This is a genomic window from Curtobacterium sp. S6, from assembly GCF_000710345.2.
In the GTDB taxonomy this organism is placed as follows: domain Bacteria; phylum Actinomycetota; class Actinomycetes; order Actinomycetales; family Micrococcaceae; genus Rothia.
On record NZ_JHEL01000010.1, the window covers coordinates 105722 to 120272 of the forward strand.

The 14551-nt window shown below is 66.1% G+C and carries 12 protein-coding genes; 9 read left to right on the top strand and 3 right to left on the bottom strand.

The window, feature by feature from the left end; all coding sequences use genetic code 11:
- The first annotated feature begins 47 nt into the window (after positions 1 to 47).
- Both CURSPS6_RS01565 and CURSPS6_RS01570 read left to right on the top strand, forming a co-directional pair.
- Positions 48 to 560 (top strand): HD domain-containing protein, encoded by a 513-nt coding sequence (locus CURSPS6_RS01565; protein ID WP_321164007.1) that lies wholly within the window; start codon positions 48 to 50, stop codon positions 558 to 560.
- A 308-nt stretch (positions 561 to 868) separates the two neighbouring features.
- Positions 869 to 1501, top strand: a complete 633-nt coding sequence (locus CURSPS6_RS01570) for a hypothetical protein (protein WP_030013603.1) — start codon at positions 869 to 871, stop codon at positions 1499 to 1501.
- Positions 1502 to 1592: 91 nt separating this feature from the next.
- Here the strand turns inward: CURSPS6_RS01570 and CURSPS6_RS01575 are convergent, their stop codons facing one another.
- Both CURSPS6_RS01575 and CURSPS6_RS01580 read right to left on the bottom strand, forming a co-directional pair.
- Entirely contained in the window at positions 1593 to 2498 is a 906-nt protein-coding gene (locus tag CURSPS6_RS01575; RefSeq protein ID WP_030013604.1) for an SDR family oxidoreductase, read from the bottom strand.
- A gap of 212 nt (positions 2499 to 2710) precedes the next feature.
- Positions 2711 to 4168, bottom strand: a complete 1458-nt coding sequence (locus CURSPS6_RS01580) for an APC family permease (protein WP_030013605.1) — start codon at positions 4166 to 4168, stop codon at positions 2711 to 2713.
- A 115-nt stretch (positions 4169 to 4283) separates the two neighbouring features.
- Between CURSPS6_RS01580 and CURSPS6_RS01585 the strand changes: the two genes are divergently transcribed.
- The 6 genes from CURSPS6_RS01585 (at position 4284) to CURSPS6_RS01610 (ending at position 11821) form a co-directional block, all read left to right on the top strand.
- The gene (locus CURSPS6_RS01585) at positions 4284 to 5639 is read left to right on the top strand and encodes an aspartate aminotransferase family protein (protein ID WP_030013606.1); all 1356 of its coding nucleotides are present in this window, start codon (positions 4284 to 4286) and stop codon (positions 5637 to 5639) included.
- Positions 5633 to 6484: a MurR/RpiR family transcriptional regulator gene (locus tag CURSPS6_RS01590; RefSeq protein ID WP_051687507.1), complete on the top strand. Its 852-nt coding sequence runs from the start codon at positions 5633 to 5635 to the stop codon at positions 6482 to 6484. The genes CURSPS6_RS01585 and CURSPS6_RS01590 overlap by 7 nt, the downstream gene beginning before the upstream one ends.
- A gap of 144 nt (positions 6485 to 6628) precedes the next feature.
- Positions 6629 to 7927 carry a glutamine synthetase family protein gene (locus CURSPS6_RS01595; RefSeq protein ID WP_030013609.1) on the top strand — a complete coding sequence of 433 codons (1299 nt, stop codon included), beginning with the start codon at positions 6629 to 6631 and terminating at the stop codon, positions 7925 to 7927.
- A complete protein-coding gene (locus tag CURSPS6_RS01600; protein ID WP_030013610.1) occupies positions 7917 to 9053 on the top strand; it encodes an amidohydrolase family protein in 1137 nt (378 codons plus the stop codon). Before CURSPS6_RS01595 ends, CURSPS6_RS01600 begins: the two co-directional genes overlap by 11 nt.
- Positions 9050 to 10201, top strand: coding sequence for a M20 metallopeptidase family protein (locus CURSPS6_RS01605; protein WP_030013611.1), 1152 nt, complete (start codon positions 9050 to 9052; stop codon positions 10199 to 10201). The genes CURSPS6_RS01600 and CURSPS6_RS01605 overlap by 4 nt, the downstream gene beginning before the upstream one ends.
- Before the next feature lie 147 nt (positions 10202 to 10348).
- Positions 10349 to 11821, top strand: coding sequence for an esterase-like activity of phytase family protein (locus CURSPS6_RS01610; RefSeq protein WP_051687508.1), 1473 nt, complete (start codon positions 10349 to 10351; stop codon positions 11819 to 11821).
- Positions 11822 to 11919: 98 nt separating this feature from the next.
- On the opposite strand, the gene CURSPS6_RS01615 is transcribed toward CURSPS6_RS01610, so the two are convergent.
- Positions 11920 to 13173: an MFS transporter gene (locus CURSPS6_RS01615; RefSeq protein ID WP_051687509.1), complete on the bottom strand. Its 1254-nt coding sequence runs from the start codon at positions 13171 to 13173 to the stop codon at positions 11920 to 11922.
- Positions 13174 to 13464: 291 nt separating this feature from the next.
- On the opposite strand from CURSPS6_RS01615, the gene CURSPS6_RS01620 reads away from it, so the two are divergent.
- On the top strand, positions 13465 to 14547 hold the full coding sequence (locus CURSPS6_RS01620; protein ID WP_051687510.1) for an esterase-like activity of phytase family protein: 1083 nt from the start codon (positions 13465 to 13467) through the stop codon (positions 14545 to 14547).
- Positions 14548 to 14551 lie beyond the last annotated feature (4 nt).

Below are 14551 nucleotides of genomic sequence, written 5' to 3' on the forward strand. Positions count from 1 at the left end.
CCGCACGGGCGGCCCGAGAATTAGTGACCGAATACCATTCCGATGCCATGCTGAACCACACCATGCGTTCCTGGCTGTGGGCAGAAGGAATCGCCTCGGTGAGAAGAATTTCCGGGGTCGACCACGAGCTCCTCTACGTTGCCTCGCTCCTCCACGATCTGGGCACCGTAGCGGAATTCGACAATCACACGCTGTCCTACGAAGAAGCCGCCGGTCATATCTCCAAGGTCCTGACCGCTGGGGCGGGATGGGCGTCCGCGCGGCGCGAGCGTGTGGCTGAGGTGATCATCCGGCACAACTGGACCAGCGTGGATCCGGGCCTCGACTTGGAGGGGCACCTCCTGGAACTCGCAACCGGCCTGGACATCACCGGTGCCGGCATCGACATCCTGCCGCAGACCTTCCTGCAAGAGGTGACAGAGAAGTACCCGCGCGGCTCCCTCGCCGAGGAATTTAGCACCTGCGTTACCGACCAAGCCCGCAGAAAACCAGACACCGCCGCCCAGCGGTTGGTCAGCAACGGGCTTGCCGAACGAATGAGGCGGCACCCACTCGAATAACTGTGGCAAGCGCGACGTTATGTGTCCACCCGCGCCGACTTGCTTTCTCTTGGGTTCGCTTGAGCGCCACGGGCCTCATCCACGAAAGTACCGCCGGGGGTCGCCGGACCCCCGGCGGCCTCCGAAACCGCATCCTCGGCTCGGGGTAGATCGGCGGCACTCCGGGGATGCTTCGGCTTTGGGCCTGCTCAACGACGTCTGCGAGTGATGGACTGAGCAGGCCCGTCGGAGTGTTGTTCAAATTTCATGTTCTTGTTATATTTTCCCCCTCAGGTCAATCACTTCTCGCACTCCTGAAGGAAATACGCATGAATCAGTCCGTCTCATCGACGATTTCACGCCGCACTTTGACCCGTGGCGCTCTCTGGGCCGCCCCGGTGGTCATGGCCACCAGCGCGGTACCGGCATATTCCGTTTCGCAACCGCTTCGTTACGAGCTGAGCACGTCGTGGCACGGGCGAACCTATGGATTTCAGGGCCAGTGCTCGCCCGGCTTCAATTTCCATCCAAACTTGGATTTCCACACCGACATATCCATCGACGGTGCGGCGCCGGGATTTGGTTTCCGAGCGGCGGATTCGTCGCCAGAAGCCACGGTGACCCTCGGTCTCATCGAATTCGCTCTGGCCATGCCCCAGGGGTACATCGAGTCCCTGAACTTGACCCACGGCGACTACCGGCTGACCAAACAAGCGGACACCGAATACATCGATGGGTCGCCCTTTGACGTATTCATTTTCCGGTTCACGGGTCGGACCGTTGCACAAACCACCGACTACACCTGGCCGGGAAGCCAGATCAAAACGGCCATCACCACATCGAATACCTGCATTCCGCAGGAATTTTCGTATTACTACTACATCTCGGCGGAGTACTCGACGGATAACGGTTTCAGAGGATCCGATGACAGCGGCTGGATCAAGACGGACATGACGAGCTAACCCGAGCCCGCCGGGCCCGGGCGGGCACAAAAAAGTCACCGGCGCATCCTTCCGCGAAAGCACGAACGGATGCGCCGGTGACCCTAGCCGTTTACGGTGAAACCATCCCGCCGTTGACGTTCAGGGTTTCCCCCATCACGTAGCTCGACTCCGGGGAAGCCAGAAATACGTACGCGGGAGCCAACTCGGTGGGTTGCCCGGCACGGCCCAAGGGCGTGTTCTGCCCGAAGGACGGGAGGGCTTCCTGGGGTTGGCCCTCGCTGACCTGCAACGGGGTCCAGATGGGCCCGGGGGCGACGGCGTTGACCCTGATGCCCCGCGGGGCAAGGTCCTGCGCCAGACCCTTGGAGAAGTTATTAATCGCCGCCTTGGTGGATGCGTAATGCATGATGTGCGTCGACGGATCATAGGCCTGAATCGAGGTCGAATTCACGATGGCCGATCCCGCGGGCAGATATTTCAGCGCCTGGCGGGTGATGCGGAACATCGCCAGGATGTTGACGTCGAAGGTCTTTTCCAACTCGTCGTCGCTCAAATTCTCCAGGCCATCCGTAATGACCTGCTTGCCGGCGTTGTTGACCAGAATATCCAGTCCACCGAGAGCCTCGTGGGCCTGATCCACCAGGGTCGCGCAGAATTCGTGGTCCAAGAGATCCCCGGGAAGCAGGTGAACCTTTCGTCCCTCCTTTTCGAGGAGGCTCTTGATGTACTGCGCGTCCTCTTCCTCGGCGGGCAGGTAGTTCATGGCGATATCCGCGCCTTCCCTCGAGAAGGCAATCGCTACCGCCGCGCCAATTCCGGAATCCGCGCCGGTAATGAGCGCCTTACGCCCGTCGAGCCGTCCGGTTCCTCGGTAGGTCTTTTCGCCGCGATCCGTGCTCGGCTCAAGGTGTGCATCCAGGCCGGGTTCCGGCTGCTTCTGCCGGGGCGGCTCGATGACCGGATACCGCGTGACCGGGTTCTGGAAGGTAAGTTGATCGGCCGATTGAGTCATCATGTTCTCCTTTGAGAGATTTTCGAAAACTGCGTTGGCTCAATACCCACTCTAAAGCTGAGGCGCCGCAGCCAACCAGGCTCGACAGCTCTCGGCTTAAACCCAAAACCTCGTCACGACGATCCGCGGATTCACGGCCCAAAGTTTTGACTCAATCATTCATTAAATGCTGAACGTCACGTTCTCGCGGCGGGTCACGAAAGCAACCGGCATCGTCAGTCCTCCAGCAACAGCTCATCCCCGATGTTCTTTGCCATATCCGGCCGGACCAAGGCCACCACGAGCCCCACGAGGCACCAGACGCCGGCGATCCAGGGGAAGTAGGTGAAGGGCGCCTCCTGACCCCACGCCTGCACAAAGTACACGTATCCGAGGTATGCGAGCGCGACCAGGGGAATGATCATCTCCCACCGGTGGAGGCCGAAGGTCCCGCGGGCGGCGGCCACAATCGCACCCACGGACGTCATCGCGTAGGCGACGATCAGGCACAGCACGGCGATGGTCGCGAACCAGTAGTAGGTCTCGAAGGCCCGGGCCTGGAAGATCAGCAGGAACAGGGACAGCGCCAGGGTCAGCACCACGACGGCGGTCACGCAGTTGCGCGGCGTCGACGAGCCGGCGGGCGTGCGGGCCAGGAATCGCGGGCCGAATCCGTCACGGGCCAGGGCAAAGAGCAGCCGGGAGGCCGCCGAGGTCGAACTCAGCGCCGAGGCGAAGGCCACCGCGAACGCGGAGAGCGCCAATAACCGCGCGAACATCGGCCCGGTATACATCGAGGCGATCTCGATCAACGACGAGTCGGCGCCCGCGAAGGAAGAAACGCCCGCATCCGAGGTGCCGAACCCCACCGTCTGGGCGTACATCACGACCACGTAGATCACCCCGCCCAGGATCACCGAACCGAGAAGGGCGATCGGGATCGCGCGCCGAGGGTTGCGGGTCTCCTCCGCGAGTGAGGTGCAGGATTCGAAGCCGGCCCAGGACAGGAACGCGAAAACGGAGGCGGTCATGACGGCCGAGGTCGACGCCCCGCCCGGCAGCACCGGGTCCATGCTCAACGGCTCGCCGTGGGGTCCGCCGCCGCTGGCGACCTGCACGATCACGATCACCGCGAGGATCAACATCAAGCCGATACCGACGGCGCCGATGACCATCAGGATCTTGGTGATGACCGGCGCCTCCCGCACGCCCAAGAGAAGCACGAGGGCCGCGATGACGATCAGCGTGACCGGCCACGGGACCGAAATATCCCACCCCAGCGTCGAGACGAAGGCGTCGAAGAAGACGCCGCAGGCCCCGTAGATGCACGCGACAAAGAACAGGTACGTGCCCAGCAGGGCGAAGCCCGAAAAGAACCCTGCCCGGGGCCCGATGGTCACCCCGGTCAGCGCGTAAACCGACCCCGCGTGCGCAAATTTCCCGGTCAGGCGGACAAAAGCATAGGCCACGAGCAATACGCCGATGGCCGCGATGAGAAACGTGTACGGGACTTTGGTGCCCACCAGGCCCGCGACGCCGATGCCGTTCAGGGCCATCGCCATGACGGGTCCCATGAACCCCACCGAGAGGGCCGCGGCTTGGATGGGCCCGATGAGCCGTTTCGGTTTGCCCGCGGCGGGGGTCGCGCTCGGCTCGGGCGCGGTCGGGGTGCTCTGCGTTCTGGCGTCGTTCATCGTGCCCAACTCTCCGACGCAGTGTTCAGCGTCACATAGATTGCCTATAGTTATACACGTTACAAATCCTCAGAAACAAGACATTTCTGTTATTCACGATTCACGGAGGACACCCATGGATCCCTCACACGACCTCTACGAGCGGGACGAATCGGTGCTGGCCGGCCCGTCGAAAATGCGCTTTTACCCCCTGGCGGTCCGCTCGGGCGTCGGCCCGTACCTCGTCGCCGACGACGGCCGGCGCGTCCTGGACGCGACCTCCGGGCAGGGGGCCTTTGGACTCGGTTACGGCGATGCGCAACTGGCCGAGTCCGCCGGATCCGCGCTCGCCGAGGGCGGCGGGGCCAACGTGCTGGCGATGACGAACTCGGCCTCCGTGGAATTCGCCCAGCGCCTCCTCGACGTGATCCCGGGGGTCGCCGGCCGCAAGGTCTACCTCGGCCTGACGGGCTCGGACGCCAACACCGCGGTCATCCGGAGCGCCCGCGCGGCCACCCGCCGCGGCAAGGTCCTGACCTTCGGCCACTCGTACCACGGCGGGATCGGGGACTCCCAGGCGGTCTCGGGATTCAACGCCGACGCCGGCGGCGACCTCGATCCACGCGCCGTGGTCCTGCCCTACCCGGACCTCTACCGCCCCGAAGCCGTCACCGGGGACCCCACCAGCACCGAGGAAGAACTCCTGGCCGAGGTCATCCGCCGTGCGGAGGAGGCCCTCGCCCCGGGCGATATCGGCCTGGTCATGGTCGAACCCATCGCGCACGACGGCGGGATCCTGATACCTCCGAGGCATTTCCTGCGGGAGATTCACCGGGCCTGCCGCCGGCACGGGGCGCTGCTGTGCGTCGACGACGTCAAGGTCGGCCTGGGACGCACGGGGACCTTTCCCGCGTACGCCGCCGACGACTATTTCGACGATCCCACCCATGCCCCGGACGCCCTGACTTTGGGCAAGACCCTCGGCGGAGGGCTTCCGGTGTCGGCGGCGATCATGACCCCCGGGATGGCCGACGCCGCCTCCGGCGGTCTCCTCCTCACGATGAACGGCTACCCCGCCGGATCCCGGACCGGTCTCGAGATCCTCCGCCGCATTGACACAGAAGGCCTTCCCCGGCGCGCCGCCACCCAGGGCCGGCTGCTCAAGGAGCTTCTCCAGGAGCGCACCGCAACCATGCCCCACGTGGGCGAGGTGCGCGGCCGCGGGCTATCGATCGGCGTCGAGCTGGTCTCGAATCGGCGAACCAAAGAGCCCGCCACCGAACTCGCCGCGGCCACCGTGTACCGGGCCTTCGAGCTCGGCGTCGCCCTGAACTACTCGGGAAAGGGTGGCAATGTTCTGGAACTGGTTCCGCCCCTGACGATCACCCGCGAGGACGCCGAATTCATCGCCGACACGATCGCCCAGGCCCTCCGGGACGCCGAAGATGGAAAGATTGATCCGAACAACCTGAGGAGGTTCTCTGGATGGTGAGTCACCGGAACGTACGCTCGCTCGTGCACGAGTCCATGGAAGACATGAGCCCGAGCGAGCGCAAGGCCGCCCGGGCCGTGCTCGCCGGATACCCCAGTGCGGCCTTGGGCACCGTGGCGGAACTGGCCGCCGTCGCCGACGTAAGCCCTCCGACCGTCATTCGCTTCGCCGCGCGCCTGGGCTATTCGGGCTGGCCGGAGCTCCAGCGCGACGTCGTCAAGGGGCTCAACGACGAAGGCTCACCCCTGAGCCAATACCCCCACAAGACCGGCGCGGCCCACGAGGACGGCCGTGACGTCCTGGCCCGCTCCCGGCGCTCTTTCGTGGAGATGATCGAGAGCACCTACGAGGGCCTCCCCGAATCCGAATTCCGCGCGATGGTTCACGAGCTGTGCGATCCGAAGAAACAGATCATGCTCGTGGGCGGCCGGTTCAGCGGTTTCCTCGCGGAGTACCTGGCCGCACACCTGAGGCTCTTGCGCCCCGGAGTCTCGGTGGTCGGCCCGGATGAGCTGTCCCGCGCGACCGCGGTGGCCGACGCCGACCGGCACACGGTGCTCGTCGCCTTCGATTACCGGCGCTACACCGCCTGGGCCGAGCGCTTCGCCCAGGCCGCCCACGCCCAGGGGGCCACCGTGTGCCTCATGACCGATGTCTGGCTCTCCCCGATCGCCCGAACCTCTTCGGTGGTCCTGCCCTGCCCCGTCGAGTCGGTCTCGCCCTTCGATTCCATCACCGCCGCGACCGCGGTGGTCGAGAGCCTGGTCGCGGCGGTGACGGAACAGTTGGGCGAGCGGGGCAAGCGCCGGGTCGCGTTGGCCGAAGACATCCTCCGGGACGCCTGAGGATCGTCTCACCACCCGAAATACGCACCCAATGCGGCAGCCGGTGTGGCCCACGTCTCTCAAAAAATGTAATGTGCATTACGGAAGACATCGAAACGCTCGGTGTTGGAACACTTGATTCACTGACGAAGATGCGTGAGGACCATGACCACGACCCCCTTAACCTTCATCGCGACCAACGACCTCGCCGCGCAGACTCGCGGGCGTTCGGTCCCCGGCGCCGAGACCCCGGCTGCACTACGACGCGGCGTCGGCTGGGTCCCGGCCAACCTGGCGATCGGGGCCTTCGGGCATATCGCCGAGGACAACGTCTTTGGCGCGACCGGGGATCTGCGTCTCATGCCCGACAACGAGGCGTCGATTAACATTCCCGAGTCCGAGGAACGTCCCGGCCTGAGCTACTACCTGGCCGACCAGACGCGCCCCGACGGCTCCCCCTGGGCCTGCTGCCCCCGCACGTTTGCCCGCGACGCCCTGCGCGAGTTCACCGAACTCACCGGCCTGGAGGTCGTGGCCTCCTTCGAGCACGAGTTCTTCCTGACCGGCGCGGAAGAGACCGCCCCGTTCAGCTTCGAACGTTTCCGCAAGGCCGAGCCTTTCGGGTCCAAGCTCGTGGAGCTGTTGGACGAGGTCGGCCTCCAGCCGGAGACGTGGCTTCCGGAATACGGCGAGGACCAGTTCGAGATCACCCTGGAACCCACCGGCGCCCTGGCCGCCGCCGATCGCGCCGTGGTGCTCCGTGACCTCGTCCGTGACCTGGCCGAACGCAGCGGCCGCAAGGCCTCTTTCGCTCCCCTGCTGGACCCGGACGGCTCCGGCAGCGGCGTGCACATCCACTTCTCCCTGCGCGACGCCCAGACCGGGGCCCCGGTGCTCCACGACCCGGCGCGTCCCTCGGATCTCGCCGAGATCGGTGCCCAGTTCGCCGCCGGGATCATCACCCACGCCAAGCCGCTGACCGCCTTGACCGCGTGCAGCCCGGCCTCCTACTTGCGGCTGAGCCCCAACCGCTGGAGCGTCGGCGGGGCCTTCCTGGGCGAATACCACCGTGAGGCCCTCGTGCGGATCTGCCCCACGAGCACCCTGGGTGGCGGACGCCCGCAGCACCAGTTCAACCTGGAATACCGCGCCGCGGACGCTACCGCGAACCCCTGGTTGGCCGTGGGAGCCATCGTGCGCGCCGGAATGGAAGGCATCAAGCGCGGTTATCAGCCCGAGAAGATTTGGCACGAGGAGGATCCGGCCGAAGAGCTGACGCGGGTCCCCAAGCTGCCCACCGACGTCGAGGACGCCCTGGAGTCCCTGAGCAAGGATGAGATCGTGATGTCGTGGTTCGACCCGGATCTCATCCAGACCTACATGGACGTCAAGCGGGCCGACCTCGAAGCCTGCGAGGGCATGACCGCGGAGGAGATCTGCCGGAAGGTCGCGAATGTCTACTGATCTTCACGAAACCCTCCGCGATCTGAGGCTGGTCGACCACCACGTCCACGGCCCCCTCGCCGGAGACGTGGATCGGGGCACGTTCGAGACCCTCATCAGCGAATGCGACGTGCCCCAACCGGCCGGGGTCAGCGCCTTCGACAGCCAGGTCGGCTTCGCGGTGCGGCGTCACTGCGCACCCGTCCTCGGTCTGGAGGCCCACGCGAGCGCGGACGCCTACATGGACACCCGCGATCGCCTCGGCGCCGATGCCCTGGCGAGAGTGTTGATGGATTCGGCGGGCGTGAGCGACTGGATCGTGGACTCCGGTTTCGCGACCGACGCGATCTGGGACGTCGCCCGCATGAACGCCGACCTCCGGGGCACCACCCACGAGATCGTGCGATTGGAATCGACCCTCGAGGCCATCGCCCCGAACTCCACCCCGGAGGACCTGGAGGCGGACGTCGAGCAGGCCTTGGCCGAGGCATCGGGGCGGGCCGCGGGGTGGAAGTCCATCGTCGCTTACCGCTACGGTTTCGACTTTGACCCCGCGCGTCCCAGTAGCGCCGAGATTCGCGAGGCCGCCCGCGAGTGGATGGGAGGCTTCCGCCCAGGTGTCGCGCCGAGGGTCGAGCATCCGGTGCTCCTACGCTTTCTGTTGCACGCGGCCTGCGCGACGGGCAAGCCCCTGCAGCTCCACGTGGGCTTCGGCGACGCCGACGTGGACATGCACCGGTGCAACCCCGCCCTGCTGACCGACTGGCTCAAGCTCATCGAGCCAACCGGCGCACGCATCATGCTCCTGCATTGCTACCCGTACCATCGGATGGCCGGGTACCTGGCCCACGTGTTCCCGCACGTCTACATGGACGTCGGGCTGGCCATCAACTACACGGGCGCCGCGGCGACGCGGGTCATCGCCGAGAGCATGGAGCTCGCCCCCTTCGGCAAGATTCTCTACTCCTCCGACGCGTGGGGGCCGCCCGAACTGCACTATCTCGGTTCGATTCTGTGGCGCCGCGGAACCGAGCGCGTGCTCCAACGATGGATCGACGACGACGAATGGAGCCCGGCCGAGGCGGCCCGCGTGGCCCGCATGATCGGCAGGGACAACGCACTGCGCGTCTACGGGGTGAGCTCATGAGTTACGAAGAATTGTGGTCGGCGCTCGACGCCGAGATGCCACGCGCCCGTGCCATACGGGCGCTGCTGCACCGGAATCCGCGCCCGTCCGGGAGCGAGACCGAGACGCGAGACCTGGTGATCGCGCACCTGCCGGAGGGGCTACCGAGCACGTCGGTGGCCGAGGCGGGCGCCGTCGTGCGGTGCGGCGGGCCGGGCCCGGCCATCGGGATTCGCGGCGAGCTGGATGCCCTGCCGATCCGCGAAGAAACCGGGGTGGAGTGGGCCTCGGAGAACCCGGGGGTCATGCACGCCTGCGGTCACGACGTGCATCTGGCCGCCCTGACGGCCGTGGTGCACGCGGTCGCCTCGACCCAGGCCCCGATGCCGTTGCTCGCGGTCCTTCAACCGCGGGAAGAGACCTACCCCTCGGGCGCGGAAGATATCGTCGCCTCCGGGATCCTGGGTCGCGAAGAGTGCGCGGCGATGTTGGGGGCACACGTTCAACCCACGCTGGGCCCCGACGTGGTCTCGTGCACGCCGGAAGGCGTCAACGCCGCCGCGGACGAATTCCACATCGACGTCAGCGGCCGCCCCGGGCACGCCGCGTATCCGCACACGACCCGCGATCCGCTCTACGCGGGCACCCAGATCGTCGGGGCGCTCCAGTCCGTGGTCGGCCGCGTCGTGGACCCCATGCGCTCGGCCGTGGTCGGGGTCTCCTCCTTCCACGCGGGCGAGGCCGCGAACGTGGTCCCCGAGCACGCCACGATTTCCGGAACCCTGCGAGCGCTCGACGAAGAAACCCGGGCCGTCGTGCGTGACCAGGTCCGTCAGATCGCGGTCGAGACCTCGGCGGCCCACGGTTGCACCGCGGAGGTCACCATCACGGCCGGCGAGCCCGTGCTGTACAACGACCCGACGTTGACCGAAGCCACCGCGGCCACGCTCGCGGAGCAGGGGTTCGAGGTCAACGGCACCCTGCGTTCCCTGGGCGCCGACGACTTCTCCTTTTTCGCCGAGAAGATCCCCTCGCTCATGCTCTTCGTGGGCACCGAGACCTCGGCCGGGCTGCATTCCTCGACGTTCCTTCCGAACGACGACGACGTGTATCGGGTCGCCCGGGCCATGATGGCCGGCTACCTCGCGCTCGCCGACGCCACGGGCTAAAACGGGCCGGGCCGCTTTCGTCGCGGCCCGGCCGGCCCGGCCGCGGTCCACGGGCTGGTCGTGTTCTCGTCACCCGTTGCTCCCCGGCTCGTCATCTGCGCCTGATGTACTCGACCGGTCACTCAGCATCGAATGAAGGACCGACTCATGACGAGGAAGCGCAACCTCCTGCTCGCAACCGCCGCCGCTGGAATCCTGATGGTTCCGGCCGTTCCGGCCTCCGCGCACCCACCGCAGAAGGCGCCCGGGACCGAGGTGTACTCGACCGATATCAAGGATCTCGGCTCCGTGGGTGGCGTGGACGTCAAGGGCTCCGCCTACGGCTCTTCGCTCGCGCCGAAGCCCGGCGACCCCAACGTGTTCTACGGCCTCACCGACCGCGGCCCCAATGTGGACGGCCCGGACGGCGTCAAGCTCGAGCCGTACCCGGACTACGCGCCGCAGATCGGTGAGTTTCGCATGGTCAACGGCAAGGCCAAGCTGAACCGCGTCGTCGAGCTCCGGGGCACCGACGGGAAGCCGTTCAACGGCCAGGTCTCCCCCGAGGCCGATACGGGCGAGGAAATCCAGGACCTCAACGGCACCGTATTGCCGAAATCCGACCACGGTTACGACAGCGAGGGGCTGGTGGCCATGCCGGACGGGTCGTTCTGGGTCAGCGACGAATACGGACCGTACGTGACGCACTTCGACGTTCACGGACGCGAAATCAAGCGCTTTTCCCCCTTCGACGGCAGCCTCCCGGGCGAGCTGTCGATGCGCGACCCGAATAAGGGCATGGAGGGGCTCACGGTCACGCCCGACGGCAAGACGCTCGTGGGCGCGATGCAGTCCGCCCTCGTGACCCCGGATCTGAAAGGCAAGCCCAAGAACGTGGTCCCCACGCGCATCGTGACCGTCGACATCGCCACCGGGAAGTCCCACGAGTACCTCTACATGCGCCACCTGGACTCGGCGGCCACCAATATCAGCGAGATCACCGCGTTGTCCGATCACGAATTCCTCGTCGACGAGCGCGACGGCGATATGGGCGCGAACTCCTATAAGAAGCTCCAAAAGATCGACACGTCGAAGGCCACGGACGTCTCGCGGAATGGCCACGTGCCGAACAGCACCTACGACGCCGCCAAGGGCGGCCTGCTCGTGGGCGGCAAGAGCATCGAGGGCATGACCGGGAAATCCGGGGAAAAGGATGCGGCCAAGGCCCTTCAGGACGCGGGAATCACCCCGGCGCCCAGTCAGATGTACCTCGACGTGACCAAGCTGGCCTGGGGCATCGACCCGACCGGCGGCTACTTCGCGCACGACAAGATTGAGGGCGTGGCGGCCCTCAACGGTGGGCGGGATCTATGGATCTCCAACGACAGCGACTACGGTCTCGCGGGCTCGACGGGCGACAAGCCGCCCTACGGCCTGGACCCGAAGCTCCTGCCCAACGGCGACCAGGACGACGGAGAGTTCCTGCACGTGAACATGGATTCGATCCCCGTGGACGCCCAGGGCCCGGGCTACACCCCGGCGGCATCCGGCGGGTCGCACCACGGGCATGACAACGGGCACGGTCATGGACATGACGGTGGGCACGGACATGATCACGGCCATGGCAACGGACATCACTAGGCCCTAGCGTCGAACGACGAGGCCCCGAACATACGAAGGCCCCGCGGTCACCGAGGTGACCGCGGGGCCGTCGTGTTTTTCAGGGGGGCGTCCCGGCCTTAGCCCCGATCCACGATCTGGATCGTGCCCGTATGGGGGTCGAAGCGGATCGCGTGGTGCGTGACGGGGGTCTTGCGGTCGCTGAGCACGTTGATCAGCAGCAGGATCAGCCCGCCGGCGGCCAGCGCCACCGCGACCCACCCGGTGGAGGCCCATCCCCCACCCGCGGTCATCGCGGCCCCGGCCACGAGCGGGCCGATCGCGTTGGCCAGGTTGAACGCCACGTGATTCATGGCCGCGGCCAGGGTTCGCGCGTCTCCCGCGGCGACCATGAGCCTGGTCTGCATGGGCACGACGAGGCCGCAGCTGGTGCCGATGAGAACCATGGCGATGCCCATGATCCACACGTTGCCCATGCCCAGGGCGTAGACGGCCGCGGACAGCCCGAGCAAGATCTGGAAGATGATGGCCGCTCCCAGCAGGAATCGTTCCGTGGCGAATCCGGCGACCCAGTTGCCGATCGTCGAGCCGAACCCGTACAGCATGAGGATGAAGGACATGGCCCAGATCGGCCCGGCGTCGGTGCTCTCATAGGCCGACGTGAAGAACGAATAGACCGCGAAGATTCCGCCGAATCCGATCGCGGCTGTCACCAAGGTCATGAGGACCTTGGGGTTTTTCATGGCGGCCAACTCGAGCTTGGGGCTCGTGGCCTTGTTACCCGCGGCGTTCGGCGCGGTGGCCCACAGGGCGACCAACGCGACCGCTGAAATCAGGGCCATCAGCAGGTAGCTGGCACGCCAGCCCATGGCCTGGCCCAAGATCGTGAAGACCGGCACGCCGATGATGGTCGCCACCGGAATGCCCAGGCCCACCGAACTGACCGCGCGGGCTTTCTTCGATGGCAGGGCCAACTCGACCGCCACGAGGGTCGCCAATCCGATGAATGCCCCGTGGGGAATTCCCGAGACGAAGCGGGCGATATTGAGCACGAGCACCGAGGGCGAAACCGCGGCGAAGATATTTCCCAAGGTCAGCACGGCAAGTAACGCCACCAGGAGGGGCTTGCGCGGCCATCGAGCGCCGAAGACCGCGATCACGGGTGCGCCCAGCACCACGCCGACCGCGTAGGCGGTGATGATGTGGCCAACCTCGCCCTCGCTCGCCCCGAGTCCGGAAGCGATCGAGGGAAGCAGGCTCATCGAGGCGAATTCGCCGGCGCCAAAGGCAAACGTGCCCGCCGCCAGCCAAAATGTCACGAGCCCCACGTGGGACGAGCTCTTCTCCATGGTGAACAGCCGCTTTTCCGACATGATCCCTCCCTTCCTCGTTCACGATGATCGCCCAGTCGCGGGCAACTTCGGATTTAACCTAATGCTCGTGGAAAATATTTCGGTTGAGAAAATATTTTCTCGTGTGACCTGCCGCGATCTGTCCCGCGCCGTCCCGTGGCCGGCGGGATCGGCGGGATCGGCGTCGCGCCAACGTTCGTGACGTGTTCGCCCGGCCGTCACGCGGGCGACACCGCGACCGTCCATTCTCGACGGTGACTGTCACCCTCGCCGCCGTTCGCGGCTGCACCCCTCACGACTCCGGAGTTTTCCATGCATCGCCCCACGCAACGCGCCGTCGCCATCCTGACCGGAACGCTCCTCCTCGGCCTGGGTGCCACGGCCGCCCAGGCGAACCCGCATGATGGAACGGCCGCTTCACCGCAGGTGACCGGCTATTCCGACGCCCTCGACAAGGCGACCGCCGACGGCGCGGAGGTCGGCGGCCTCTCATCCATGGCGTACGACAAGCATCGGCACGTGTGGGCCTCCACGGTGGACAATCACGCGGACGACCCGGCGCGGATCTGGTTTTACTCGACCCCTCAGAACCCCCATATCACGGGAGATCCCCTGGTCCTGAGAAAACCGGACGGCACCCCGTACACCGGCAAGACCGCCGACAACGAAGGTCTGGCGATCACGCCCCAGGGAGATTACCTCGTCAGCTCCGAAACCGAGCCGACCATTCGGGTCTTCGGGCGCGACGGCGTCGAAAAGGCCTCCCTGCCGGTACCCGGGAACTTTGGCGTGACGGGCAAGTCCGCCCGGGGGCAAGCCACCGACAATGCGACGCTGGAGGGACTCACGCTGAGCCCCAACGGACAGACGCTGGTCGCCTCGATGGAAGGCCCCCTCAGCGGCGACGTCACCGCCAACGACACGACGGCCCATCGACTTCTGGTCTATCGCAAGCACGGCCAAACCTGGAACCTGGAGAAGCAGGTCGGATACCGCACGCAGCCGGGAAACCGCATCCCCGAGGTCCAGTTCTACGGGAAGGATAATCTCCTCGTGGAGGAAGCCGCGTGGTCCGCCGACCGCGGCAATACCGCCGAGCTCTACGCCGTGACCAACCTCGACACCGCCCCCGACGTCACGGCGGTGCCGAACCTCGCCAAGGCCCCGGGGTGCTTCTTCCTGACGAAGTCGCGGGCGGTGGACGTGACGGCCTTACCGTCGCAGGGCGCCCCGGCTCATCAGACACAGACCAACCCCCTCATGGATAACTACGAGGGGATGGCCGTGACGGGCGGTCAGCACGGCGTTTACGACATTAACCTGATCAGCGACGACAACTTCAACCCGAACCAGATCACCCGCATCGTCTCCGTCAAGGCGTCGCTGCCGGGTTAATTCG

Coding starts and splice junctions, on each gene's coding strand:
- CURSPS6_RS01565 (WP_321164007.1), top strand. CDS start 48: ATGCTGAACCACACCATGCGTTCCTGGCTGTGGGCAGAAGGAATCGCC.
- CURSPS6_RS01570 (WP_030013603.1), top strand. CDS start 869: ATGAATCAGTCCGTCTCATCGACGATTTCACGCCGCACTTTGACCCGT.
- CURSPS6_RS01575 (WP_030013604.1), bottom strand. CDS start 2,498: ATGATGACTCAATCGGCCGATCAACTTACCTTCCAGAACCCGGTCACG.
- CURSPS6_RS01580 (WP_030013605.1), bottom strand. CDS start 4,168: ATGAACGACGCCAGAACGCAGAGCACCCCGACCGCGCCCGAGCCGAGC.
- CURSPS6_RS01585 (WP_030013606.1), top strand. CDS start 4,284: ATGGATCCCTCACACGACCTCTACGAGCGGGACGAATCGGTGCTGGCC.
- CURSPS6_RS01590 (WP_051687507.1), top strand. CDS start 5,633: ATGGTGAGTCACCGGAACGTACGCTCGCTCGTGCACGAGTCCATGGAA.
- CURSPS6_RS01595 (WP_030013609.1), top strand. CDS start 6,629: ATGACCACGACCCCCTTAACCTTCATCGCGACCAACGACCTCGCCGCG.
- CURSPS6_RS01600 (WP_030013610.1), top strand. CDS start 7,917: ATGTCTACTGATCTTCACGAAACCCTCCGCGATCTGAGGCTGGTCGAC.
- CURSPS6_RS01605 (WP_030013611.1), top strand. CDS start 9,050: ATGAGTTACGAAGAATTGTGGTCGGCGCTCGACGCCGAGATGCCACGC.
- CURSPS6_RS01610 (WP_051687508.1), top strand. CDS start 10,349: ATGACGAGGAAGCGCAACCTCCTGCTCGCAACCGCCGCCGCTGGAATC.
- CURSPS6_RS01615 (WP_051687509.1), bottom strand. CDS start 13,173: ATGTCGGAAAAGCGGCTGTTCACCATGGAGAAGAGCTCGTCCCACGTG.
- CURSPS6_RS01620 (WP_051687510.1), top strand. CDS start 13,465: ATGCATCGCCCCACGCAACGCGCCGTCGCCATCCTGACCGGAACGCTC.